General features: G+C 59.5%; 21 protein-coding genes and 1 tRNA gene. 14 read left to right on the top strand and 8 right to left on the bottom strand.

Features of this window, described 5'->3' with window-relative positions; genetic code table 11:
- The first annotated feature begins 40 nt into the window (after window positions 1-40).
- On the top strand, window positions 41-346 hold the full coding sequence (locus L8H52_RS09210; RefSeq protein ID WP_007912865.1) for a YkgJ family cysteine cluster protein: 306 nt from the start codon (window positions 41-43) through the stop codon (window positions 344-346).
- Between the two features lie 132 nt (window positions 347-478).
- On the opposite strand, the gene L8H52_RS09215 is transcribed toward L8H52_RS09210, so the two are convergent.
- The 6 genes from L8H52_RS09215 to hemA form a co-directional block, all read right to left on the bottom strand.
- The gene (locus L8H52_RS09215) at window positions 479-997 is read right to left on the bottom strand and encodes an acyloxyacyl hydrolase (protein WP_034156029.1); all 519 of its coding nucleotides are present in this window, start codon (window positions 995-997) and stop codon (window positions 479-481) included.
- A gap of 112 nt (window positions 998-1,109) precedes the next feature.
- Window positions 1,110-1,901 (bottom strand): glutamate racemase, encoded by a 792-nt coding sequence (murI, locus tag L8H52_RS09220; protein WP_242206831.1) that lies wholly within the window; start codon window positions 1,899-1,901, stop codon window positions 1,110-1,112.
- On the bottom strand, window positions 1,894-2,649 hold the full coding sequence (locus tag L8H52_RS09225; protein WP_242206832.1) for a molybdopterin-synthase adenylyltransferase MoeB: 756 nt from the start codon (window positions 2,647-2,649) through the stop codon (window positions 1,894-1,896). The genes murI and L8H52_RS09225 overlap by 8 nt, the downstream gene beginning before the upstream one ends.
- Window positions 2,643-3,473, bottom strand: coding sequence for a peptide chain release factor N(5)-glutamine methyltransferase (prmC, locus tag L8H52_RS09230; protein ID WP_242206833.1), 831 nt, complete (start codon window positions 3,471-3,473; stop codon window positions 2,643-2,645). Before prmC ends, L8H52_RS09225 begins: the two co-directional genes overlap by 7 nt.
- Complete coding sequence (gene prfA / locus L8H52_RS09235; protein WP_242206834.1) at window positions 3,474-4,556, bottom strand: peptide chain release factor 1; 1,083 nt, start codon at window positions 4,554-4,556, stop codon at window positions 3,474-3,476.
- Entirely contained in the window at window positions 4,553-5,839 is a 1,287-nt protein-coding gene (hemA, locus tag L8H52_RS09240) for a glutamyl-tRNA reductase (RefSeq protein ID WP_007951716.1), read from the bottom strand. Before hemA ends, prfA begins: the two co-directional genes overlap by 4 nt.
- A 182-nt stretch (window positions 5,840-6,021) precedes the next feature.
- On the opposite strand from hemA, the gene L8H52_RS09245 reads away from it, so the two are divergent.
- The 8 genes from L8H52_RS09245 (at window position 6,022) to ychF (ending at window position 12,944) form a co-directional block, all read left to right on the top strand.
- Window positions 6,022-7,746, top strand: coding sequence for a tetratricopeptide repeat protein (locus tag L8H52_RS09245; RefSeq protein WP_242206835.1), 1,725 nt, complete (start codon window positions 6,022-6,024; stop codon window positions 7,744-7,746).
- Window positions 7,747-7,749: 3 nt separating this feature from the next.
- Window positions 7,750-8,367 carry a lipoprotein insertase outer membrane protein LolB gene (lolB, locus tag L8H52_RS09250; protein ID WP_038360912.1) on the top strand — a complete coding sequence of 206 codons (618 nt, stop codon included), beginning with the start codon at window positions 7,750-7,752 and terminating at the stop codon, window positions 8,365-8,367.
- Between the two features lie 3 nt (window positions 8,368-8,370).
- Window positions 8,371-9,222 (top strand): 4-(cytidine 5'-diphospho)-2-C-methyl-D-erythritol kinase, encoded by an 852-nt coding sequence (gene ispE / locus L8H52_RS09255; protein WP_242206836.1) that lies wholly within the window; start codon window positions 8,371-8,373, stop codon window positions 9,220-9,222.
- 36 nt (window positions 9,223-9,258) lie between these two features.
- Window positions 9,259-9,333 (top strand) — tRNA-Gln (locus L8H52_RS09260).
- Between the two features lie 45 nt (window positions 9,334-9,378).
- Entirely contained in the window at window positions 9,379-10,320 is a 942-nt protein-coding gene (locus L8H52_RS09265; protein ID WP_003171603.1) for a ribose-phosphate pyrophosphokinase, read from the top strand.
- Window positions 10,321-10,462: 142 nt separating this feature from the next.
- Window positions 10,463-11,065, top strand: coding sequence for a 50S ribosomal protein L25/general stress protein Ctc (locus tag L8H52_RS09270; RefSeq protein WP_242206837.1), 603 nt, complete (start codon window positions 10,463-10,465; stop codon window positions 11,063-11,065).
- Window positions 11,066-11,236: 171 nt separating this feature from the next.
- Entirely contained in the window at window positions 11,237-11,821 is a 585-nt protein-coding gene (gene pth, locus L8H52_RS09275) for an aminoacyl-tRNA hydrolase (RefSeq protein WP_008079560.1), read from the top strand.
- A gap of 22 nt (window positions 11,822-11,843) precedes the next feature.
- On the top strand, window positions 11,844-12,944 hold the full coding sequence (gene ychF, locus L8H52_RS09280) for a redox-regulated ATPase YchF (protein ID WP_016987222.1): 1,101 nt from the start codon (window positions 11,844-11,846) through the stop codon (window positions 12,942-12,944).
- A gap of 185 nt (window positions 12,945-13,129) precedes the next feature.
- Here ychF and L8H52_RS09285 read toward each other — a convergent pair whose 3' ends face one another.
- Window positions 13,130-14,347, bottom strand: a complete 1,218-nt coding sequence (locus tag L8H52_RS09285) for an MFS transporter (protein ID WP_129395496.1) — start codon at window positions 14,345-14,347, stop codon at window positions 13,130-13,132.
- 333 nt (window positions 14,348-14,680) lie between these two features.
- On the opposite strand from L8H52_RS09285, the gene L8H52_RS09290 reads away from it, so the two are divergent.
- A complete protein-coding gene (locus tag L8H52_RS09290; protein ID WP_242206838.1) occupies window positions 14,681-16,738 on the top strand; it encodes a methyl-accepting chemotaxis protein in 2,058 nt (685 codons plus the stop codon).
- Here the strand turns inward: L8H52_RS09290 and L8H52_RS09295 are convergent.
- On the bottom strand, window positions 16,731-17,633 hold the full coding sequence (locus tag L8H52_RS09295) for a LysR substrate-binding domain-containing protein (protein ID WP_242206839.1): 903 nt from the start codon (window positions 17,631-17,633) through the stop codon (window positions 16,731-16,733). The two genes, L8H52_RS09290 and L8H52_RS09295, sit on opposite strands and share 8 nt — an antisense overlap.
- A gap of 226 nt (window positions 17,634-17,859) precedes the next feature.
- Between L8H52_RS09295 and L8H52_RS09300 the strand changes: the two genes are divergently transcribed.
- The 4 genes from L8H52_RS09300 to L8H52_RS09315 are packed head-to-tail and all read left to right on the top strand — an operon-like array spanning window position 17,860 to window position 21,794.
- Window positions 17,860-18,978, top strand: a complete 1,119-nt coding sequence (locus tag L8H52_RS09300) for an ABC transporter ATP-binding protein (protein WP_242206840.1) — start codon at window positions 17,860-17,862, stop codon at window positions 18,976-18,978.
- A 15-nt stretch (window positions 18,979-18,993) separates the two neighbouring features.
- Window positions 18,994-19,914 carry an ABC transporter permease gene (locus tag L8H52_RS09305; protein WP_064120432.1) on the top strand — a complete coding sequence of 307 codons (921 nt, stop codon included), beginning with the start codon at window positions 18,994-18,996 and terminating at the stop codon, window positions 19,912-19,914.
- Window positions 19,914-20,720, top strand: coding sequence for an ABC transporter permease (locus tag L8H52_RS09310; RefSeq protein WP_007912916.1), 807 nt, complete (start codon window positions 19,914-19,916; stop codon window positions 20,718-20,720). The genes L8H52_RS09305 and L8H52_RS09310 overlap by 1 nt, the downstream gene beginning before the upstream one ends.
- 39 nt (window positions 20,721-20,759) lie before the next feature.
- Complete coding sequence (locus L8H52_RS09315) at window positions 20,760-21,794, top strand: extracellular solute-binding protein (protein ID WP_242206865.1); 1,035 nt, start codon at window positions 20,760-20,762, stop codon at window positions 21,792-21,794.
- Window positions 21,795-21,823: the final 29 nt, after the last annotated feature.

Raw genomic sequence — 21,823 nt, forward strand, 5'->3', positions numbered from 1 at the left:
CCTTTCACACGCACAGCGGCGACTGCCTTACACTGCCGCGATGAAAACCATACCCCACCAGCAAATCACCGAGCCTGCGGTCACCTGCTCGACCTGCGCGGCGTGCTGCTGCCAGCTCGAAGTGATGCTAATCACCGACACCGGCGTGCCTGATCGCTTTATCGATACCGATGAGTGGGGCGGCGAAGTGATGCTGCGGCTGGACGACGGCTGGTGCGCGGCGCTGGATCGCGACAGCATGATGTGCACGATTTACGAAAAGCGTCCGCTGATTTGCCGCGAGTTCGAAATGGGCGCGCCGGAATGCATTGAAGAGCGCAAAGGCATCACGACCGCTTACCGCTGATCCCAAGAACCCCTAAAAACAAATGTGGGAGCGAGCCTGCTCGCGAAAGCGCTCTTTCATTCAACATCTTCGTTGAACATGAAATAGCTTTCGCGAGCAGGCTCGCTCCCACAGGGATCAAGCGTTTAGCCGTCAGAGCGGCATTGTGTAATGCAGCGAGTAACTTTCTACACCGTCGTTGCTGCTGGCCAGGCCGGCGTTGGAATAGTGCGTCGCACGAATCCCGACTTCATGCCCGCCATTGAAACGCAGACCAAAACCGAAGCGGTCTTCAAACTGGAAAGAACCTCCGAGGTTGTTGGACTCGTACTTGGTATTGGAGAACGCCGCGACGCCAATTCCCGCCTCGACATAGGGTTTGACCGACTGACCGGCAAACTCGTAAACGAACACCGGCGAGAACGACAGGCTGTTGTTACTGGAGGTCTTGTCACCTTCCCAGTAGGTATAGGCGCCGCTCCAGTAACCGGTCAGACGACCGACATCACTTTGCAGCCAGCTCTTGTCCCAGTCGAAATTCATGCCCAGGCGGTACGTCATGGTCGAGTCGCTGGTGGCCCCCACCGCGAACTCCACACCGGCCGCTTGCGCAGTAATACTTTGCCCCATCAGTGCGGCCGCAATCGCGGCCAAGCAGAATAGTCGCTTCAAGTTGAAACTTCCTTTTCCGGAACGATCGTTTGGTTTTCTAGGTAACTCTTCGCTATAGAAGCTAGCGCCTGCTCAGAAGTTCAGCTGAAGTTTTAGTTATTTCACAATTTTTTTACAAGCTGAAGTTTTGCACTTCACCGGCACTCTGGCCCAATAGCGGCAGGATTTTTTTCAAGTACGCAGGATCGGCGCTGGTCCAGAATCTGACCGCCTGGTTCGGGCCGGCAGCGAGCAAATCGCGCTCCGCCAAAAGCCGCTGAAGTTGCCGCGCTACGGCTGCGCCGGTATCGATCAGGCTGATGTCCTCAGGGATCATCGACCTGAGCATCGGCTTGAGAAAGGGATAGTGGGTGCAGCCCAAAATGATCGTGTCGCAACCGCTGGCCAACAGTGGCTCGACATAACCTTGCAGCAACTGGCGCAACACGGCGCTGTGCAGATCGCCGCTTTCAATCAGTTCGACCAGGCCGGGGCATGGCTGGGTGATTACCCGCACGTCAGTGGCGAAGCGATCAAGCAACGCGGCGAACTTGGCACTCTGCAAAGTGCCGGTGGTGGCGAGCACGCCGACGACACCGCTGCGGGTCGCGGCTGCCGCTGGTTTGACCGCAGGCTCCATACCGACAATCGGCCAGTCAGGAAAGTCGCGGCGCAAATCGGCGACCCCGGCAACCGTGGCCGTATTGCAGGCCAGCACCAACGCCTTGGCGCCTTGCTCACGGAAAAACCCTGCCATCACGCTGCAACGCTGACGGATGAATTCCGGGGTTTTCTCTCCATAAGGAATGTGCCCGCAATCGGCGACATAGAGCAATGTTTCATTGGGCAGCAAACGCTGGATTTCCGCCAGCACCGACAGGCCGCCGACACCGGAGTCGAACACGCCGATCGGCGCTTCACGCATGGCGCGAACCACAGACGCTGCAACCCGGATCGCGCTTGACGCGCAACTCGCGGAAACGCGAACCGAGTGCGTCGATCAACAGCAGACGGCCCACCAGCGGCTCGCCGAACCCGACCAGGACCTTCAAGGCCTCAAGCGCTTGCAGGCTGCCGACCAGGCCCACCAGCGGCCCGACCACCCCGGCCTCGCTGCAGGTCAGTTCGGCTTCGCTGCCGTGGCCGTATAAACAGTGGTAGCAAGGGCTCTCGGCGCGACGCGGATCGAACACCGACAACTGCCCTTCCAGACGAATCGCCGCGCCGCTGACCAGTGGCTTTTGCGCCGCCACGCACGCCGCGTTGACCGCCTCGCGGGTGGAGAAATTATCGGAGCAGTCGAGCACCAGATCCACCGCTGCCACAGCTGCCGCGAGGGAATCCTCGTCCAGCGCCTGACGATGGGCGATCAACTGAATCTCGGGATTGATCGCACTCAGACGCTTGAGCGCCGAATCGACCTTGCTCATGCCGACGCTGTCGGTGTCATGGATGATCTGGCGTTGCAGGTTGGTTAGATCGACCGTGTCGAAATCCGCCAGGTGCAACTCACCGACACCCGCCGCCGCCAGATACAAGGCAACCGGCGCCCCGAGACCGCCGAGGCCGACGATCAGCACGCGACTGTCCTTGAGCTTCAGTTGCCCGTCGATGTCGATGTGTTGCAGCAGAATCTGCCGGCTGTAGCGCAGCAATTCCTGATCATTCAGCACGGCAGGCGCCCCAGACTGATGCGTTGATGACCGCCCAGATCGGTGCGGCTGTGGACTTCTTCAAAACCGCGCGTCAGCAGCAAGTCGCGTACGGCTTCGGCTTGATCATAGCCGTGCTCGAGCATCAGCCAGCCAGCGGCCCGCAGATGCTCCGGCGCCTGATCGACGATCAAGCGCAGATCGTCGAGCCCGTCCTCACCAGCAACCAGCGCGCTGGCCGGTTCGAATCGCACATCGCCCTCGACCAGATGCGGATCGGCGGCGGCAATGTACGGCGGATTGCTGATGATCAACTGGAAACGCTGACCTTCCAGCGCGCTGAACCAATGGCTGCTCAGCACCGTGGCGTTGTTCAAATGCAGACGCTGACGATTGCGTTCAGCGAGTGCCACAGCTTCCAGCACACGATCCACCGCCGTGACTTTCCATGCCGGACGCTCGCTGGCCAAGGCCAGGGCAATCGCACCGCTGCCGGTGCCAAGGTCGAGCACTTTCGCCGGGGTCGCGGGGAGCAATTCCAGCGCTGCTTCCACCAGCAATTCGGTGTCCGGGCGCGGGATCAGCGTATGTGGCGCGACTTCCAGATCGAGTTTCCAGAAACCCTGCTGACCGAGAATGTAGGCCACCGGCTCACCGCCACGACGACGTTGCAGGTACTCGGCAAACGTCAGCGCCGCTTCACTCGGCACGATGCGCTCGGGCCAGGTGTGCAGAAAGCTGCGCGACTTGCCCAGCGCAGCGGCGAGAAGCAATTCGGCGTCCAGACGCGCCGTCGGCGAATCCGGCAGTTCGGCGGCGCGTAACAGGCTGGCGATGATGGTCATTTATTCACCTATCGCTGCGAGCTGGTCAGCCTGGTATTCGGCCAGCAACGGCTCGATCACCGCTTCAACGCCACCGGCGAGAATTTCATCGAGGGAATACAGGGTCAGGTTGACGCGATGGTCAGTGACCCGGCCCTGGGCATAGTTGTAGGTGCGAATCCGCTCGGAACGGTCGCCGGAACCGACCAGCAATTTACGCTCGCTGGCGATCGCGTTGGCCGCCGCTGCGGTTTGCTGATCGTTGAGTTTAGCCGCCAGCCAGGCCATCGCCCGGGCACGGTTCTTGTGCTGGGAACGTTCTTCCTGACACTCGACCACGGTGCCGGTCGGTATGTGCGTGATGCGGATCGCCGAGTCGGTGGTGTTGACGTGCTGACCACCGGCCCCGGAGGAGCGGTAAGTGTCGACGCGCAAATCCGCCGGGTTGATCTCGATGGCTTCGCGCTCGTCCGGCTCGGGCAATACTGCCACGGTGCAGGCCGACGTGTGGATACGACCCTGGGATTCGGTGGCGGGTACACGCTGTACGCGGTGCGCGCCGGATTCGAATTTCAGCTTGCCGTAAACATTGTCGCCTTCAATGCGCGCGATGACTTCTTTATAGCCACCGTGTTCGCCTTCGTTTGCCGAAAGGATCTCCACACGCCAGCCACGACGTTCGGCGTAACGCGAGTACATGCGGAACAGGTCGCCGGAAAAAATCGCCGCCTCGTCGCCACCGGTGCCAGCGCGGATTTCGAGATAGACGTTACGCCCGTCATTCGGATCCTTGGGCAGCAACATGCGCTGCAGATCGTCTTCCAGAGTGATCAGCAATTCCTTGGCTTCGCGGACTTCTTCCACGGCCATTTCGCGCATATCCGGGTCGTTGTCCTTGAGCAGCGCCTGGGCGCCTTCAAGATCGCTTTGTACGCTGAGCAGCTTTTGATAGGCCTGCACGACCGGTTCAAGTTCGGCGTATTCCTTGGAATAAGCACGGAATTTGGACTGATCGGCAATGACTTCGCCGTCGCCGAGCAGCGCGGTCAGTTCCTCGAAACGGTCCTGGAGGACATCCAGCTTGTTGAGCAGTGACGCTTTCATTGCGGTTTTTTATCCGAAAAGCTATCCGGTGAGCCCTCAAGGGCAAAGAGTTCCTGGGCCATGGCCAGCGCATCGAGGCGGCCTTCGGCAGAAAGCTTTTTCAGCTGCACGCTAGGCGCATGCAACAGTTTATTGGTCAGGCCACGGGCCAGTTGCCCGAGCACATCTTCGGCGTTGCCGCCGTTGGCGAGCAGGCGCAGGGCTTTTTGCAGCTCCTCATCACGCAGGCGTTCGCTCTGTTGACGGTAGGCCTTGAGCACATCGACCGCCGCCAGCTCGCGCAGGCGCACCATGAAATCGTCGGCGCCGACCGAGACCATCTCTTCAGCGGCCTGGGCTGCGCCCTGACGACTCTTGAGGTTCTCGGCAACCACTTCGTGAAGATCATCGACGCTGTAGAGGTAAACGTCGTCCAACTCGCCGACTTCCGGCTCGATATCCCGGGGAACGGCAATGTCGACCATGAAGATCGGTTTGTGCTTGCGCAGCTTCAGCGCGCTTTCCACCGCGCCCTTGCCAAGAATTGGCAACTGACTGGCGGTGGAACTGATGACGATGTCGCTGCGTACCAGTTCTGCAGGGATGTCCGAGAGCAGCACCGCATGGGCGCCGAACTGTTCGGCCAGCAGACTGGCGCGCTCCAGCGTGCGGTTGGCAACGACGATGCGCTTGACGCCCAGCTCGTGCAAATGGCGCGCGACCAAAGTAATGGTCTCGCCGGCGCCGATCAGCAAGGCCTGGCTGCGTTGCAAATCGCTGAAAATCTGTTTGGCCAGACTGACCGCGGCAAACGCCACGGACACCGGGTTTTCCCCGATCGCCGTGTCGGTGCGCACCTGCTTGGCCGCATTGAATGTCGCTTGAAACAGTCGCCCCAACAACGGGCCGATGGTACCGGCCTCGCGGGCCACGGCGTAGGCCGATTTCATCTGGCCGAGAATCTGCGGTTCGCCGAGCACCAGCGAGTCGAGCCCGGAGGCGACGCGCATCATGTGACGAACTGCCGCATCATCTTCATGCACATAAGCACTCGCGCGCAGCTCATCGAGGCTTAAATGGTGATAGTCGGCCAGCCAGCGCAGCACGATATCGGCAGAAAGCTGATCCTGTTCTATATAAAGCTCACTGCGATTGCAGGTGGAGAGGATCGCGGCTTCGCGGCTGTCGGTCAGTCGGCAGAGCTGCTGCAAGGCCTCCACCAGCTGTTCAGGAGTAAAGGCCACGCGCTCGCGGACGTCTACTGACGCAGTCTTGTGGTTGATACCGAGTGCAAGGAAGGCCATTCAAGGTCGCTGATGGTGACGTGAAGCCGGCAATTGTCCTACTTCGAAAGATTCAGAACAACTACCGCTGACTATTGTCCCAATCGTCAGCCCCTATAATGGGCACAATTGAGACTCGGTTATGTTTGGCCGAAGGCTTGTGTCATGATGATCCGACCGCAGGTTAGTCGTCCTCTTCCTATATGAATAGATCTTCCGCGTTGCTCCTCGCTTTTGTCTTCCTCAGCGGCTGCCAGGCCTTGGCACCCGTGTCGCCGGACGGTACGCCGTCGGTTGAAGACACCACGCCCGCGCCTGAAAAGCCCAAGGTTTACAGCTCGTTCAGCGAGGAAACCGTTTTCAGCCTGTTGAGCGCCGAACTCGCCGGCCAGCGCAATCGTTTCGACATTGCCCTGGACAATTACGTGACCCAGGCCATCAACACCCAGGATCCGGGCGTCTCCGAACGCGCCTTCCGCATCGCCGAATATCTGGGCGCCGATCAACCGGCCCTCGATACCGCGCTGATCTGGGCAAAAAACGCCCCGGACGATCTCGAAGCGCAACGCGCCGCCGCCGTGCAACTGGCCCGCGCCGGGCGCTATGACGACTCCATGGTTTATATGGAGAAAGTCCTGCAGGGCAAAGGCGACACCCACTTCGACTTTCTCGCGCTGTCGGCGGCTGACACTGATCAGGAAACCCGCAACGGCCTGATGAAAAGTTTTGACCGTTTGTTGCAGCGCCATCCGAACAACAGTCAGCTGATTTTCGGCAAGGCCCTGCTCCTGCAACAGGACGGCGACAACAAAGCCGCCCTGAGCCTGCTCGAAGACCATCCGCCGGAAGAAGGCGAAATCGCCCCGATTCTGCTGCGTGCACGCCTGCTGCAAGTGATGAACCGTGGCGACGAAGCGCTGCCATTGCTGCAAAAAAGCATCAAGAAGTACCCGGACGACAAACGCCTGCGCCTGACTTACGCACGCATGCTGGTCGAACAGGACCGGATGGACGACGCCAAGGCCGAGTTCTCCAGCCTGGTTCAGCAATATCCGGAAGATGACGAACTGCGCTACTCGCTGGCCTTGGTCTGCCTGGAAGCCAAGGCCTGGGACGAGGCCAAGGGTTATCTGGAAGACCTGATCGCCCGTGAAAGCCACGTCGATTCAGCGCATCTGAACCTCGGCCGTATCGCCGAAGAACGCAACGATCCGCAAGGCGCACTCATCGAGTACGCCCAGGTCGGCCCGGGCAACGATTATCTGCCGGCGCAATTGCGTCAGGCCGACATCCTGATGAACAACGGCAAGACCGCTGAAGCGCAAAGCAAACTCGCTGCCCAGCGCGACGAGCAACCGGACTACGCGATTCAGTTGTATCTGATCGAATCGGAAACCTTGTCGGCCAACAAACAGGACGACAAGGCCTGGAAAGTCTTGCAGACAGCCTTGCAGCAGTACCCGGATGATCTGAATCTGCTGTACACCCGGGCGATGCTCGCGGAAAAACGCAATGACCTGGCGCAGATGGAAAAAGACCTGCGCCTGATCATCAAGCGCGACCCGGACAACGCCATGGCACTCAATGCTTTGGGCTACACCTTGTCTGACCGCACCACCCGCTACGCTGAAGCCAAGGCGCTGATCGAGCAGGCGCACCAGATCAATCCGGAAGATCCGGCGGTTCTCGACAGCCTCGGCTGGGTGAATTACCGCATGGGCAATCTGGATGACGCCGAGAAATATCTGCGTCAGGCGCTGGAGCGTTTCCCTGATCACGAAGTCGCCGCGCACCTCGGTGAAGTGTTGTGGACCAAGGGCAAGCAGCGCGAAGCCAAACAAATCTGGGGCAAATTCCTCAAGGATCAGCCCGACAGCACCATTCTGCGCAGCACCATCAAGCGCCTGACCGGATCCGAGACTCTTTAACCCATGTTTTTGCGCCACGTTATTGTTTTCAGCTTCATCGCCCTGCTCGCCGGTTGCTCGGGTTTTGGTACCCGCGAATCGGTCGAGGGCCACGGCAGCCCGGCACAATGGGCCGCGAACAAACAACAGCTGACCGGCCTCGATGGCTGGCAGATCGACGGCAAGATCGGCATCCGCGCACCAAAAGATTCCGGGAGCGGCACGCTGTTCTGGCTGCAGCGTCAGGATTACTACGACATCCGTTTGTCCGGCCCGCTGGGTCGTGGCGCCGCACGCCTGACCGGGCGTCCGGGCAAGGTCTCGCTGGAAGTCGCCAATCAGGGCCGCTATGAATCGCAGTCCCCGGAAGCCCTGCTCGAAGAACAGCTTGGCTGGAAACTGCCAGTGTCGAATCTGGCCTGGTGGGTGCGTGGCCTGCCCGCTCCGGACAGCAAAAGTCGCCTGAATCTGGATGCCAACAGCCGTCTGGCCAACCTTGAACAGGATGGCTGGAAAGTCGAATACACCGCTTACACCGAACAAAACGGTTACTGGTTGCCGGAACGCATCAAGCTGCACGGCACTGATCTCGACGTAACGCTGGTGATCAAGACCTGGCAACCGCGCAAGTTGGGGCAATAACGCATGACCGCTGCACGCCTGACCCTGCCTTCGCCAGCCAAGCTCAACCTGATGCTGCACATTCTCGGTCGCCGTGAAGACGGCTATCACGAATTGCAGACGCTGTTTCAGTTTGTCGATTACGGCGATGAAATCACCTTTGCCGTGCGTGACGACGACGTGATTCAACTGCACACCGAGTTCGCTGGCGTGCCGCATGACAGTAATCTGATCGTGCGCGCGGCGAAAATGCTCCAGCAACAGTCCGGCTGCTCGCTCGGCATCGATATCTGGATTGATAAAGTGTTGCCTATGGGCGGCGGTATCGGTGGCGGCAGCTCGAACGCGGCGACGACGTTGCTCGGCCTGAATCATTTGTGGCAGCTGGGTTGGGACGAAGATCGTCTGGCCGCACTGGGTTTGTCACTGGGGGCCGACGTGCCGGTTTTCGTTCGTGGTCATGCGGCTTTTGCCGAAGGCGTGGGCGAGAAACTGACCCCGGTGGAACCCGAAGAACCTTGGTATCTGGTGCTCGTGCCGCAAGTCTCTGTTAGTACGGCAGAAATTTTTTCCGATCCTTTGTTGACACGTAACACGCCGCCCATTAAAGTGCGCCCCGTTCCCGAGGGAAACAGTCGAAATGACTGCTTGCCGGTGGTTGCAAGGCGTTATCCAGAAGTACGTAACGCATTGGATTTGTTAGGTAAATTTACCGAAGCAAAACTCACCGGAACTGGAAGTTGTGTGTTTGGGGGCTTCCCAAGCAAAGCTGAAGCTGATAAAGTCTCGGCCCTTCTGACAGAGACCCTTACAGGGTTTGTAGCCAAAGGCAGCAACGTTTCGATGTTGCACCGCAAGCTGCAAAGTCTGCTCTAAAGGAACCAGGTGCTCGGCACTTGATGCAACAGATACAGGGGCGTCGCCAAGCGGTAAGGCAGCAGGTTTTGATCCTGCCATGCGTTGGTTCGAATCCAGCCGCCCCTGCCATTTTCCATACTCATCCAGGTTACCCTCAGCCTCTAGGTACTGCGCGTGTCCAAGATGATGGTCTTTACGGGGAACGCTAACCCCGATCTGGCTCGGCGTGTTGTACGTCAGCTGCATATCCCTCTCGGTGACATCTCTGTCGGTAAGTTCTCCGACGGCGAAATTACTGCCGAGATCAATGAAAACGTTCGCGGTAAAGACGTTTTCATTATTCAGCCGACTTGCGCTCCGACCAACGATAACCTGATGGAACTGGTAGTGATGGCTGATGCCTTCCGCCGCTCCTCGGCTACTCGTATCACTGCTGTTATTCCTTATTTTGGTTATGCCCGTCAGGATCGCCGTCCGCGTTCCGCACGTGTGGCTATCAGCGCGAAAGTCGTTGCTGACATGCTTACCGTAGTCGGCATCGACCGTGTTCTCACGGTTGATCTGCATGCTGACCAGATTCAGGGTTTCTTCGATATTCCGGTAGATAACATCTACGGCTCCCCGGTTCTGGTGGATGACATTGAAGATCAGCGCTTCGAAAACCTGATGATCGTTTCCCCGGACATTGGTGGCGTCGTGCGTGCACGTGCTGTTGCCAAATCCCTGGGCGTGGATCTCGGGATCATCGACAAACGCCGTGAGAAAGCCAATCACTCTGAAGTGATGCATATCATCGGTGATGTCGAAGGGCGTACCTGCATTCTGGTCGATGACATGGTCGATACCGCCGGCACTCTGTGCCACGCGGCAAAGGCCCTGAAAGAGCATGGCGCAGCCAAGGTCTTTGCCTACTGCACACACCCTGTGCTGTCGGGTCGGGCCATCGAGAATATCGAAAATTCCGTGCTGGACGAGCTGGTGGTGACCAACACCATCCCGCTGTCCGCTGCAGCACAAGCCTGTGCACGTATCCGTCAACTGGATATCGCACCGGTTGTTGCCGAAGCGGTTCGCCGCATCAGCAATGAAGAATCGATCAGCGCGATGTTCCGTTAAGGGCCCTGCCCTTCGCGAAATGTCTCGTTGACGAAAAGCGCCCCGCCCCGGCATTCCTGCCGGGGCGGGGCTTTTTTGCCCATACCGTGTTTGGCGCTGGTCGCAAACGTCAACCCGGTCATGGCTATTTTGGAGATACACAATGAACGATTTTACTCTGAATGCTGAACTGCGTTCCGACCTGGGGAAAGGTGCGAGCCGCCGCCTGCGTCGTCTCGCCGCTCTGGTTCCAGCTGTTGTTTACGGTGGCGAAAAAGCCCCTGAATCCATCAGCATGCTGGCCAAAGAAGTTGCCAAACTGCTCGAAAACGAAGCGGCTTACAGCCACATCATCGAGCTGAACGTTGGCGGCACCAAGCAGAACGTCATCATCAAAGCTCTGCAACGTCACCCGTCCAAGGGTCACGTTCTGCACGCTGACTTCGTACGCGTTGTCGCTGGCCAGAAACTGACCGCTATCGTTCCTGTGCACTTCATCAACGAAGCTGCTCCAGTGAAGAAAGGCGGCGAGATTTCGCACGTTGTTGCCGAGATCGAAGTTTCCTGCCTGCCGAAAGATCTGCCTGAGTTCATCGAAGTCGATCTGGCTAACGCTGAAATCGGTTCGATCATTCACCTGTCGGACCTCAAAGCTCCTAAAGGCGTTGAGTTCGTTGCACTGGCTCACGGTGACGACAAAGCTGTTGCAAACGTACACGCTCCACGCGTTGCTCCAGAAGCTACCGAAGAAGGCGCAGCAGAGTAATTCACTCTGTTTAGCCTGAGTGAGCAAGTAACATCGCGGACTGGAACGTAGCGAGAAAGCGGGCGAGAACGCGGAGTTTACATCCATGGTAAATGAGCATTTTTCGTCCACTTTCGCCGCTTTGCCTGATCGCGGCGATGTTACTCACCACTCAAAGGAAGGGCCCCTATCGTGACTGCCATCAAACTGATCGTTGGCCTGGGAAATCCAGGCGCCGAATACGACCAGACCCGGCATAACGCAGGGGCCCTTTTTGTTGAGCGCATCGCCCACGCACAGAATGTGAACCTTGTGGCCGATCGCAAATATTTCGGCCTGACCGGGCGCTATTCGCACCAGGGTCAGGATGTTCGTCTGCTGATTCCCACCACCTACATGAACCGCAGCGGCCAGGCCGTGGCGGCACTCGCCGGTTTCTTCCGCATCAAGCCTGAAGAAATCCTCGTGGCGCATGACGAACTCGACTTGCCTCCGGGCGTTGCCAAGCTCAAGCAGGGCGGCGGCCATGGCGGTCACAACGGGTTGCGCGACATCATTGCGCAACTGGGCAATCAGAATACGTTCTACCGCCTGCGGCTTGGCATTGGCCACCCGGGCGTCGCCAGTATGGTTTCAAATTTCGTCCTGGGTCGTGCGCCACGCGCCGAACAGGAAAAACTCGATGCCAGCATCGACTTTGCCCTCGGCGTGCTGCCGGATATCCTCGCCGGTGAATGGAACCGCGCGATGAAAAACCTGCACAGCCAGAAGGCCTGACTCTACTCCGAGGGGAAACACCATGGGATTCAATTGCGGCATCGTCGGCCTGCCTAACGTCGGCAAGTCCACCCTGTTCAACGCCCTGACCAAATCCGGTATCGCGGCCGAAAACTTCCCCTTCTGCACCATCGAGCCGAACAGCGGCATCGTGCCGATGCCGGATCCGCGTCTGGATGCTCTGGCGGCCATCGTCAATCCGAAGCGTATCCTGCCGACCACCATGGAATTCGTCGACATCGCAGGCCTCGTTGCCGGCGCCTCGAAAGGTGAAGGCCTGGGCAACAAGTTCCTCGCCAACATCCGCGAAACCGACGCGATCGCTCACGTGGTGCGCTGCTTCGAAGACGAAAACGTGATCCACGTTTCCAACAGCGTCGACCCGAAACGCGACATCGAAATCATCGACCTGGAACTGATCTTCGCCGACCTCGACAGTTGCGAGAAGCAACTGCAGAAAGTCGCGCGTAACGCCAAGGGCGGTGACAAGGACGCCGTGGTTCAGAAAGCTCTGCTTGAGCAACTGATCGCGCACTTCACCGAAGCCAAACCGGCGCGCAGCCTGATGAAGAACATGAGCGCCGACGAAAAAGCGGTGATCAAGGGCTTCCACCTGCTGACCACCAAACCGGTCATGTACATCGCCAACGTCGCTGAAGACGGTTTCGAGAACAACCCGCACCTGGACGTGGTTCGTGCCATCGCCGAAGAAGAAGGCGCCATGGTTGTTCCGGTCTGCAACAAGATCGAGGCGGAAATTGCCGAACTCGATGACGGCGAAGAGAAAGACATGTTCCTCGAGGCTCTGGGCCTGGAAGAGCCTGGCCTGAACCGCGTGATCCGCGCCGGCTACGAAATGCTGCACCTGCAGACCTACTTCACCGCCGGTGTCGAAGAAGTCCGCGCCTGGACCGTCAAAGTCGGTGCCACCGCACCACAAGCTGCCGGCGTGATTCACACCGACTTCGAGAAAGGCTTTATCCGCGCCGAAGTGATCGCCTACAACGACTTCATCCAGTACAAGGGCGAAGCGGGTACCAAAGAAGCCGGTAAATGGCGTCTGGAAGGCAAGGATTACATCGTCAAGGACGGCGACGTGATGCACTTCCGCTTCAACGTGTAAGCGACACGCCCAAGAAAAAGCCGCGTTTGATACGCGGCTTTTTTGTGTCTGAAATATTTTCCGCCGCACCACCAATCCCCTGTAGGAGTGAGCCTGCTCGCGATAGCGTTCTATCAGCTACAGATGTGCTGACTGACACACCGCTATCGCGAGCAGGCTCACTCCTACAATGGGAAATGTGTGAATCAGGCCTTTTTGGTGCGTGGCAGGAAAATCGCCAACACGCCAAACAGCGGCAGGAACGAGCACAGGAAATACACGTACTCGATCCCGTGCACATCCGCCAGATGCCCGAGCAACGCCGCGCCAATCCCGCCAAAACCAAACATCAAACCAAAGAACACCCCGGCAATCATCCCGACATTGCCCGGCACCAGTTCCTGCGCGTACACCACAATCGCTGAAAACGCCGACGCTAGAATGAAGCCGATCACCACACTGAGAACAGTGGTCCAGAACAGGTCAACGTGGGGCATCAGTAGCGTAAACGGTGCCACGCCGAGGATCGAGAACCAGATCACCGCCTTACGCCCGATCTTGTCGCCGATCGGCCCGCCAAAGAACGTGCCCGCCGCCACCGCACCGAGGAACAGGAACAGGTGCAACTGCGAACTGGCCACCGACAGGTCGAACTTCTCGATCAGGTAGAACGTGAAATAGCTCGTGAGGCTGGCCATGTAGAAATACTTGGAGAACACCAACAGCCCCAGCACCACCAACGCACTGGTCACCCTGCCCTTCGACAGCCCGTGAGTCGCTGCCTGACCGGCCTTGAGCTTGAACAGGTTCAAGTGATGGGCGTACCAGCGACTGATGCGGTACAGCACGAATAGCGCAAACACTGCGAACAAACCGAACCACGCCACATTGGCCTGACCAAACGGAATGATGATCGCCGCCGCCAGCAACGGACCGAACGCGGAACCGGCGTTGCCGCCAACCTGGAAGGTCGATTGCGCCAGGCCAAAGCGTCCGCCCGAGGCCAGCCGGGCAATCCGCGAAGCTTCAGGATGGAACGTCGAGGAGCCAATACCGATCAGCGCCGCCGCCAGCAGAATCAAAGGAAAACTGCCGACCATCGACATCATCACGATGCCAATCAGCGTACAGATCGAACCGGCCGGCAGCAGCCACGGTTTCGGGTGCCGATCGGTGTGATAACCGACCCACGGCTGCAACAGCGAAGCGGTCAGTTGAAAGGTCAGGGTGATCAGGCCGACCTGAGTAAACGTCAGGCCGTAATTGGCCTTGAGCATCGGATAGATAGAAGGCAAAACCGACTGGATCAGGTCGTTGATCAAATGCGCCAGCGCCACTGCGCCGATGATACGCATCACCAATGGACTGCTTTGGGGAGCAGCGGGCGCCGAGGCAGCGGCGGTCTGAACGTTGCTGATAGCCATGGGAATTTCCGGACAGCAGATGAGTGCACGCAGGCAGGTGCGTCAATGTGCCATTTTTCAGTGCGTCAGCGCCATCCCCTTAGCCAGCTAACTAACTGACAGACCGTCGACTGCAAAGTGATTGCACAACGCCATGGTCTGAATCTTGCCTTGCTTCTCCCCTTGAACGCGGGCGCCTTACAAAGGCGACCGACAATGGGAAGTTTCGCTACAGAGCCGGCCTACAGAGCGGGCGAGAGTGAACTTTCGAGGCCTTTTAGCAGGGCACAACATCCAGGTCGCACGACCTCGATGCACGCCATTGGTGCGTGGTGTCCAGAGGAGTCATGGGGCATGCAGGCTTTCCTTTCACCGGGGATCAAATTGCTGGGGCGGTTTGGCTTCGCAGGTAAATTCCAGTTGTTGTTTCTGCTGTTCATTCTGCCGTTGGCCGGCAGCCTGTTGATGATCGGCCAGGACTATCGCGACAAGCTCAATCTGATTTCCGGCGAACGCGCCGGCGTGCGGCAGTTGCTGGCGCTGGATGCGCTGGACAACCTGCTCGCCGCCCAACGTGACCGCGCCGCCCGTTGGCGCGCCACCGAAACCAATCGCCAACCGACACCGGCCACCCTCGCCGCGATGGGCGCATTCGACGCGGTGCAACCGGCAGTTCTGCAAGCCACCACGGACTTGGGTAACGCGCTGAAAAACGAAGGTGCCGAAGGCGAAACCCTCACGCGCTATCAGGCGCTGCAAACTGCTCTGAATGGTCTGGATTCGAAAAGCCTCAGCAGCGTCGGTTGGTGGCCGGACGGTTACGACCGTTTCACCAACGCCCTCAGCGCCCTGCAAGCGTTGCGCGAACAAATCGTCATGGACAACCGCCTGACCCTCGCGCCGTGGCTGGAAACCTATCTGCTCACGCAGATCTCGACCCAACACGCGCCAGACCTCATCGAACGAGTCGGCCGCCTCGCTGCGGTCGGCCAGGCCTCGGTAGTCTCCGGCCAATTCACCCTGCAAAGCCGTTTGCAGTTGCGCGACCTGCGCAGCCGTATCGGCGATGCCCGCGAGCAACTGGTCAAAACTGCCACGCTGCTCGAAGCACGCCTGCCGAAAGATCAGCAGAGCTGGGCCGGCCAATACCACGACAGCCTGAAACGCCTCGACAACGGTTTGAAGGTGCTGGATGACGGCGTGTTCGGCGGCAGCATCACGCTCAAGCCGGACGACTTTGAACGCAACCTTGATGCGCTACTGACCGACCTCGCCGCCCTGCGCCAGCAGTCGCTGGTGTCGCTGGATCAACGACTCGATGCCTACCACAGCTCGGCGATCCGTCAGTTCATCATCGTCGCAGCCATCTTCGGCTGCCTGCTGCTCGCTGCGCTGTATCTGTTTGTCTGCCTGCAAGCCTCGATCCGCCGCAGCGCCAGCGGCATCACCCTGCTCGCCGAAGCCCTGCGCGATGGCAACCTCAGTCTGCAAGTGCCGGTCGAGGGCCGCGATGAACTGGCAGCGATCAGCACCGCACTCAACGTTGCCGTGGTGCAACTGCGCACGAGCATGCTCGGTGTCGATCACGAGACCTCACAGTTGAGCCACGCCGTGCGCAGCCTCAACGAGCACTCCAGTGGCGCTCTCGGCGAAGTCGAAGCGCAGCAATTGCAGATCAGCCAGATCGCCGCAGCCGCCACGCAATTGGCCGCGACCTCGCAAGGTGTGGCGCAGAGTTGCGAGCAGGCCTCCGGCAGCGCTCAGCACACCCGGCGCATCGCGGCCGACAGCAGCCGCGACAGCCAGCGCACCACGGCGAGTATTCAGCAGCTCAATCAGCGCTTGAACGACACCGCAGCGGCACTCGGTCGAGTCAGCGAGCAAGGCCAGCAGATTCAATTGGTCGTCGACACCATTCGCGGCGTCGCCGAACAGACCAATCTGCTTGCGCTCAACGCAGCTATCGAAGCTGCGCGAGCCGGTGAACAAGGTCGCGGTTTTGCCGTGGTCGCCGACGAAGTACGCAGCCTGTCGCAACGCACACAGTCGTCCACAGCGCAGATCGCCGGCACCGTCGACAGCCTGCGCGCTACGGTCAACGAAGCCGTGAGTTTGATGGAAGCCGCCTGCGGCCAGGCGCAAACCGATGCCGAGTCGGTGACTGGTCTCGGTGAACGCCTGGGCGAAATCGCCAGCGCCGTGCAGAGCGTCACCGACACCCTGGCGCAGATCGCCACGGCAGTTGAGGAGCAAGCGAGTACCGCCGATGAAGTCAGCGGCAATATCCAACAGGTCGATCAAGCCGCCGTGCGTTTGCTCGAAGGCGCGCGGGCGGTGAATCTTGCCGCAGATACCCTGAGCCAAGGCAGCAAGGCGCTGAGCGACAACACCGCACGCTTTCGCCTCAGTTGATCACGGCCTCGGGGAAGTCCGTTTCCAGTTCAGCCTTGAGCCATTGAATGAACCACGCCACATCCGCCGAAAGTTCGGCGGACGGCGTCAGCACCCGATAGCTCTCAAGCTTCACCTGAGCGTCGACCGCGCGCACCAGTTTTCCGCTGGCGAGTTCATGGCGCACCAGCACCTCGTTGGCCAGCGCGATGCCCTGCCCGCTCTCGGCCACGGACAGCGCGTGATCGTTGTTGACGTAGAGCATGTCGGAATTGAGATGAATATCGAGGTGGTGGGCGGCGAACCACAGATTCCACCATTCGCCGTCGTCGACGTGGATCAGTTCGTGGCTGACCAGATCAGCCGGGCTGTTGATCGGTGCGATGCTGGCCAGATACGCCGGCGTGCAGATCGGAAAAACCCGAGGACAAATCAGCGCTTCCCGTGAGTCGGCATATTGCCCGTCGAGGCCGTAGACGATGCCCAGATCGGCGCTTTTGCCATCGACTTCGGTGAAGGTCGAATTCGGTTCGATCGCCAGTTTCAATCCCGGCCGCAGATGCCGCAGCGCTTCGATCCTCGGCATCAACCAGCGCTTGGCGAAACCCGGCACCACCATGATCCGCAACCAGCGCTCGGCATCTTTCGGCTGCGCTTCTTTGCCCGCCTCGATGATCAACTGCAAAGCGGCGCTGATCTTGCGGTGGTACTTCTCCCCCGCTGGCGTCAGGTTGACTCCACGCGAGGTGCGCTCGAACAATTGAATGCCCAACCAGTCCTCAAGCAGTTTCACATGGCGGCCAATCGCAGGCTGGGTCACGTGCAGGGCTTTCGAGGCTTCGACGTAGCTGCCCAAACGCGCAGCGGCATCAAAGGCGCGCACCGCGTTGAGCGGCGGCAAACGGTGGTCGGGCATGATTCCTGGCACCTTCGGCTGTTAAATTAACTAACACCTGCCATGTTTAAATTGAAGTGTCGCGACGCGCAACCCCTGGCTGATAATCGAGCCACAGCAGAACAAAAAAACAGCTGGTTTCACACCCGAACGCAATCTCGATCCTGCCCAAAAAAATAATATCCATGGCCCGCCGACCACCCTTTTCAGAGCGAGTCGCAGGCGATGGGGGAATCGGAGGTAACGCATGAATGCCCTGCATTCGCTGCAAACGCTGGCGGTCTCGATCCGCTCAGTGCGCAAGGTTTACGGTGATCCGCAGACCGGTCCGGTGGCGCTGAAAAGCATCGACCTGGACATCCGCGACAACGAATTCTTCACCCTTCTCGGCCCATCCGGCTGCGGCAAGACCACGTTGCTGCGGATGATCGCCGGTTTCGAATTTCCCACCGAAGGCGAGATCCTGCTCTACGGCGAAAACATCGCTGATCGCCCGCCGTTCCAGCGGCCGGTCAACACGGTGTTCCAGCATTACGCACTGTTCCCGCACATGACCATCGCCGAGAACCTGGCCTTCGGGCTTGAATCGCACCCAATGGGCAAGGTTCTGACCAAGGCGCAAATCGCCGAGCGCGTGCGCGAGATGTTGGCGCTGGTGCAGATGGAGCGCTTCGCCAATCGCAAGCCGGCGCAACTGTCTGGCGGTCAGCAACAACGTGTCGCCCTCGCCCGCGCTTTGGCACCGCATCCGAAAGTGCTCTTGCTCGACGAGCCGCTGTCGGCACTTGATCTCAAGCTGCGTCAGGCGATGCGCGAAGAGTTGAAAACCATCCAGGCCAAGACCGGCATTACCTTCATCTTCGTCACCCACGACCAGGAAGAAGCGCTGACCATGTCCGACCGCATCGCCGTGTTGTCCGAAGGCGAAGTGCAGCAGGTCGGGCGGCCGGAAGACATTTACGAACGGCCGCGCAATCGCTTCGTCGCCGACTTCATTGGCGAAACCAATTTCATCGAAGCCACCGTCACTCGCGTGGAAAACGGTCAGGCGTGGTTCGCCGGCCCGGCGGGTCATCCATTGCCAGCGCAACCGTGCAGCGATGTGCAGGTCGGCGCCAATGTCACCTTGTCGGTGCGACCTGAGCGTCTGCATCTGGTACCAGCGGCTACCGAAAACGCGTTGCCGTGCCGGATCGAAGCGCAGATCTATCTGGGCACCGACCTGCAATATCAGGTCAGCATCAGCGACGGTTCGCGTCTCACCGTGCGTACGCCCAACTGCGTCGACCAGAGCCTGCGCTTTGCCGTCGGCTCTCAGGCCGGTCTGTTGTTCGACCGTGGAAGCGCCAGCGTCCTGCACGATTGAGCCGGAGGAATTGCCATGCACGCCTTACCGATTGCCAACACGCTGGAACGCCGCAAGGCTTTCCAGAGTTTCCTCGGGGTCAGCCCGGCGCTGATCGCCATCGGCCTGTTTCTGCTGGTGCCGATCCTGATCGTCATCGGCTATTCGCTGATGGAGGCCAACCCCTACGGCGGGGTCAACAAAGTTTTCAGCAGCGACGCCTACACCTCGCTGCTGTTCGAACGGCAACTGGACGACAGCCTCGCGTTTGCCGACTCGTATTTGATCATCGCTTTGCGCTCGATCGGGATTGCCGGACTGACCACCATCATCACCTTGCTGATCGGTTTTCCGGTGGCGGTGTGGCTGGCGATGCAGCCGGCGCACCGACGCGGTTTGCTGATCTTTCTGATCACCGTGCCGTTCTGGGCCAACCTGCTGATCCGCACCTACGCGTGGATTTTGCTGCTGCGCAACACCGGGGTGATCAACAACAGTCTGATGGGCATGGGCGTTATCCACGAACCGTTGCAGCTGTTGTACACCGACGGCGCGGTGCTGCTGGGGCTGGTTTACACCTACGCGCCGTTCGTGGTGTTGCCGATTTACGCGACGCTGGAAAAGATGGATATCCGTCTGCTCGAAGCCGCGCAGGATCTCTACGCAGGACGCATACGTACCTTGCGCAAAGTGGTTTTACCGATCGCCAAACCGGGGATTCTCGCCGGTGCCATCCTCACTTTCGTACCGTGCCTGGGCGCGATGATCGCCCCGGAACTGCTCGGCGGTGGCACGCGAATGATGCTCGGCAACCTGATCTTCCGGCAGTTCAGCGATGCGCGTAACTGGCCGTTCGGTGCGGCGTTGTCGCTGGTGCTGATGGCTGCGGTGATGCTGGTGCTGACCGTGTATGCCCTGCGCGCCGAGCGCCAGCGCATCGCCAAAGGAGGTGCGTAATGCTCGCGCTATTCAAACGCAAAGGGCTGGGCGTGCAGGACTTCCCCGGTTTCGGCGGCTTCAGTTTTCTGTTCTATCTGTACCTCTACGCACCGATCGTGGTGCTGGTGGTGTTCTCGTTCAACGCCAACCAATCGGCGACGGTGTGGACCGGTTTCAGCCTCGATTGGTATCGCGCCGCGTTCGCCAATCAGGCCTTGCGCCAGGCCGCCGGCAACAGCCTGTTGATCGCGGTGTGCGCGAGCATGATCGCCACCGCGATTGCCACCCTCGCCGCCCTCGGCACCTCGCGCGGCGCCAAGTTCAAGGGCCTGCACTTGTCGATGGGCGCGATCATGTTGCCGCTGGTGTTACCGGAGATTGTCGTCGGTGTGGCGACGCTGGCGCTGTTCTCGACCATCGGTCTGTCGCTGGGTTACGGCAACCTGATCATCGCCCATACGGTGTTCTGCATTCCCTTCGCTTACCTGCCGATTCGCGCGCGGCTGAACGACATGGACCTGTCGCTGGAACAAGCCTCGGCCGACCTCTATGCCGGCCCGTGGCGAACCTTTCGCAAGGTCACTCTGCCGCTGCTGATGCCGGGGATTTTCTCCGGGCTGATGCTGGCCTTCATCGTCTCGCTGGATAACTTCGTGATCTCGATGATGGTCTCGCAGGCTGGCACCACGACCCTGCCGATCTTCATTTTCGGCCTGCTGCGCATGGGCGTGACACCCGACGTCAACGCCGTCTCGACGCTGATCCTCGGCGTCTCGGTGCTGTTCGTCAGCCTCTCTTACCTGTTGGGCAAAAAGAACGCCTGAACCTTCTACGACCTGTGGAGAAATAGCATGAGCAAGTGGATAAAAAGCGTCGTCACTTCGTTGTTCCTGACTGTGCCGCTGGTGATGGCAGGCAGCGTTCAGGCCGCCGAAAAACTCAATGTGGTGAGCTGGAGCGGCTATTTTTCGCCGGAGATTCTTGCCAAGTTCCAGAAACAGACCGGCATCGAAGTCACCGTCGATTCCTACGATTCCAACGAGACGCTGCTGGCCAAACTGAAGCAGGGTGGCGCCGGTTATGACGTGGCGATTCCGTCGCACCAGTTCGTGCCGATCCTGATCAAGGAAAACCTGCTCGAACGCTTCGACCCGGTCAAGGAGCCCTACTACGCCAGCGTTGTGGATAACCTGAAAAAACCGAGCTGGGACCCGGAAGGCGCGTATTCGGTGCCGTTCATTTGGGGCACCACCAGCGTCGTGCTGGACTCCGCGCGCTACAAAGGCCCGGCCGACAGCTACAAGGTTTTGTATGAGCCGCCAGCCGAATTGCAGGGACGCATCAACATGTTCGACTCGGTCAGCGACATGGTCGACATGGCCAGCCTGTACCTGAACATTCCGCTGTGCAGCGAAGACCCGAAACAGATGCAGCAGGTGCTGACGCTGCTCAAGGCGCAGAAGCCGTTCGTAAAAACCTACAGCTCCAAGGCCGGTTCGATTCGCGAGAACCTCGCCTCGGGTGAAATCGATATGTCGATGTTCTGGGGTGGCTCATCGATGCGCGCCCGCGAGATGAAACCGACGCTGAAATACCTCTACCCGAAAGAAGGCGTGCTGGCCTGGGTCGACAACATGGTCATCCCCACCGGCAGCAAAAATCCGGCGAATGCCAAGGCGTTCATCGCCTTCCTCAGCCAGCCGGAAAACTCGGCGATGACGCAGAACTTCCTCAAGCACCAGAGCCCGATCAAAGGCGTCGAACCGTTCCTCGACGCAGCGCTCAAGGATGCGCCGGAATTGCACATTCCCGAGGGCACTAACGTGGTGTTCAGCAAGACCTGCGGCGAGGGTGCGATCCGCCTCGCTGACCGTCTCTGGACCAACCTGATGCGTTGATCTTTACCGCCCCGTCGCACTGGCGGGGC

The organism is Pseudomonas sp. CROZ-RG-20F-R04-15, from assembly GCF_022662375.1.
Lineage (GTDB): Bacteria > Pseudomonadota > Gammaproteobacteria > Pseudomonadales > Pseudomonadaceae > Aquipseudomonas.

Bases quoted from the DNA above. Each gene is read 5' to 3' on its own strand.
- L8H52_RS09210 (WP_007912865.1), top strand. From the start codon at position 41: ATGAAAACCATACCCCACCAGCAAATCACCGAGCCTGCGGTCACCTGC.
- murI (WP_242206831.1), bottom strand. From the start codon at position 1,901: ATGCGTGAAGCGCCGATCGGCGTGTTCGACTCCGGTGTCGGCGGCCTG.
- prmC (WP_242206833.1), bottom strand. From the start codon at position 3,473: ATGACCATCATCGCCAGCCTGTTACGCGCCGCCGAACTGCCGGATTCG.
- prfA (WP_242206834.1), bottom strand. From the start codon at position 4,556: ATGAAAGCGTCACTGCTCAACAAGCTGGATGTCCTCCAGGACCGTTTC.
- hemA (WP_007951716.1), bottom strand. From the start codon at position 5,839: ATGGCCTTCCTTGCACTCGGTATCAACCACAAGACTGCGTCAGTAGAC.
- L8H52_RS09245 (WP_242206835.1), top strand. From the start codon at position 6,022: ATGAATAGATCTTCCGCGTTGCTCCTCGCTTTTGTCTTCCTCAGCGGC.
- lolB (WP_038360912.1), top strand. From the start codon at position 7,750: ATGTTTTTGCGCCACGTTATTGTTTTCAGCTTCATCGCCCTGCTCGCC.
- ispE (WP_242206836.1), top strand. From the start codon at position 8,371: ATGACCGCTGCACGCCTGACCCTGCCTTCGCCAGCCAAGCTCAACCTG.
- L8H52_RS09270 (WP_242206837.1), top strand. From the start codon at position 10,463: ATGAACGATTTTACTCTGAATGCTGAACTGCGTTCCGACCTGGGGAAA.
- ychF (WP_016987222.1), top strand. From the start codon at position 11,844: ATGGGATTCAATTGCGGCATCGTCGGCCTGCCTAACGTCGGCAAGTCC.
- L8H52_RS09285 (WP_129395496.1), bottom strand. From the start codon at position 14,347: ATGGCTATCAGCAACGTTCAGACCGCCGCTGCCTCGGCGCCCGCTGCT.
- L8H52_RS09290 (WP_242206838.1), top strand. From the start codon at position 14,681: ATGCAGGCTTTCCTTTCACCGGGGATCAAATTGCTGGGGCGGTTTGGC.
- L8H52_RS09295 (WP_242206839.1), bottom strand. From the start codon at position 17,633: ATGCCCGACCACCGTTTGCCGCCGCTCAACGCGGTGCGCGCCTTTGAT.
- L8H52_RS09300 (WP_242206840.1), top strand. From the start codon at position 17,860: ATGAATGCCCTGCATTCGCTGCAAACGCTGGCGGTCTCGATCCGCTCA.
- L8H52_RS09305 (WP_064120432.1), top strand. From the start codon at position 18,994: ATGCACGCCTTACCGATTGCCAACACGCTGGAACGCCGCAAGGCTTTC.
- L8H52_RS09310 (WP_007912916.1), top strand. From the start codon at position 19,914: ATGCTCGCGCTATTCAAACGCAAAGGGCTGGGCGTGCAGGACTTCCCC.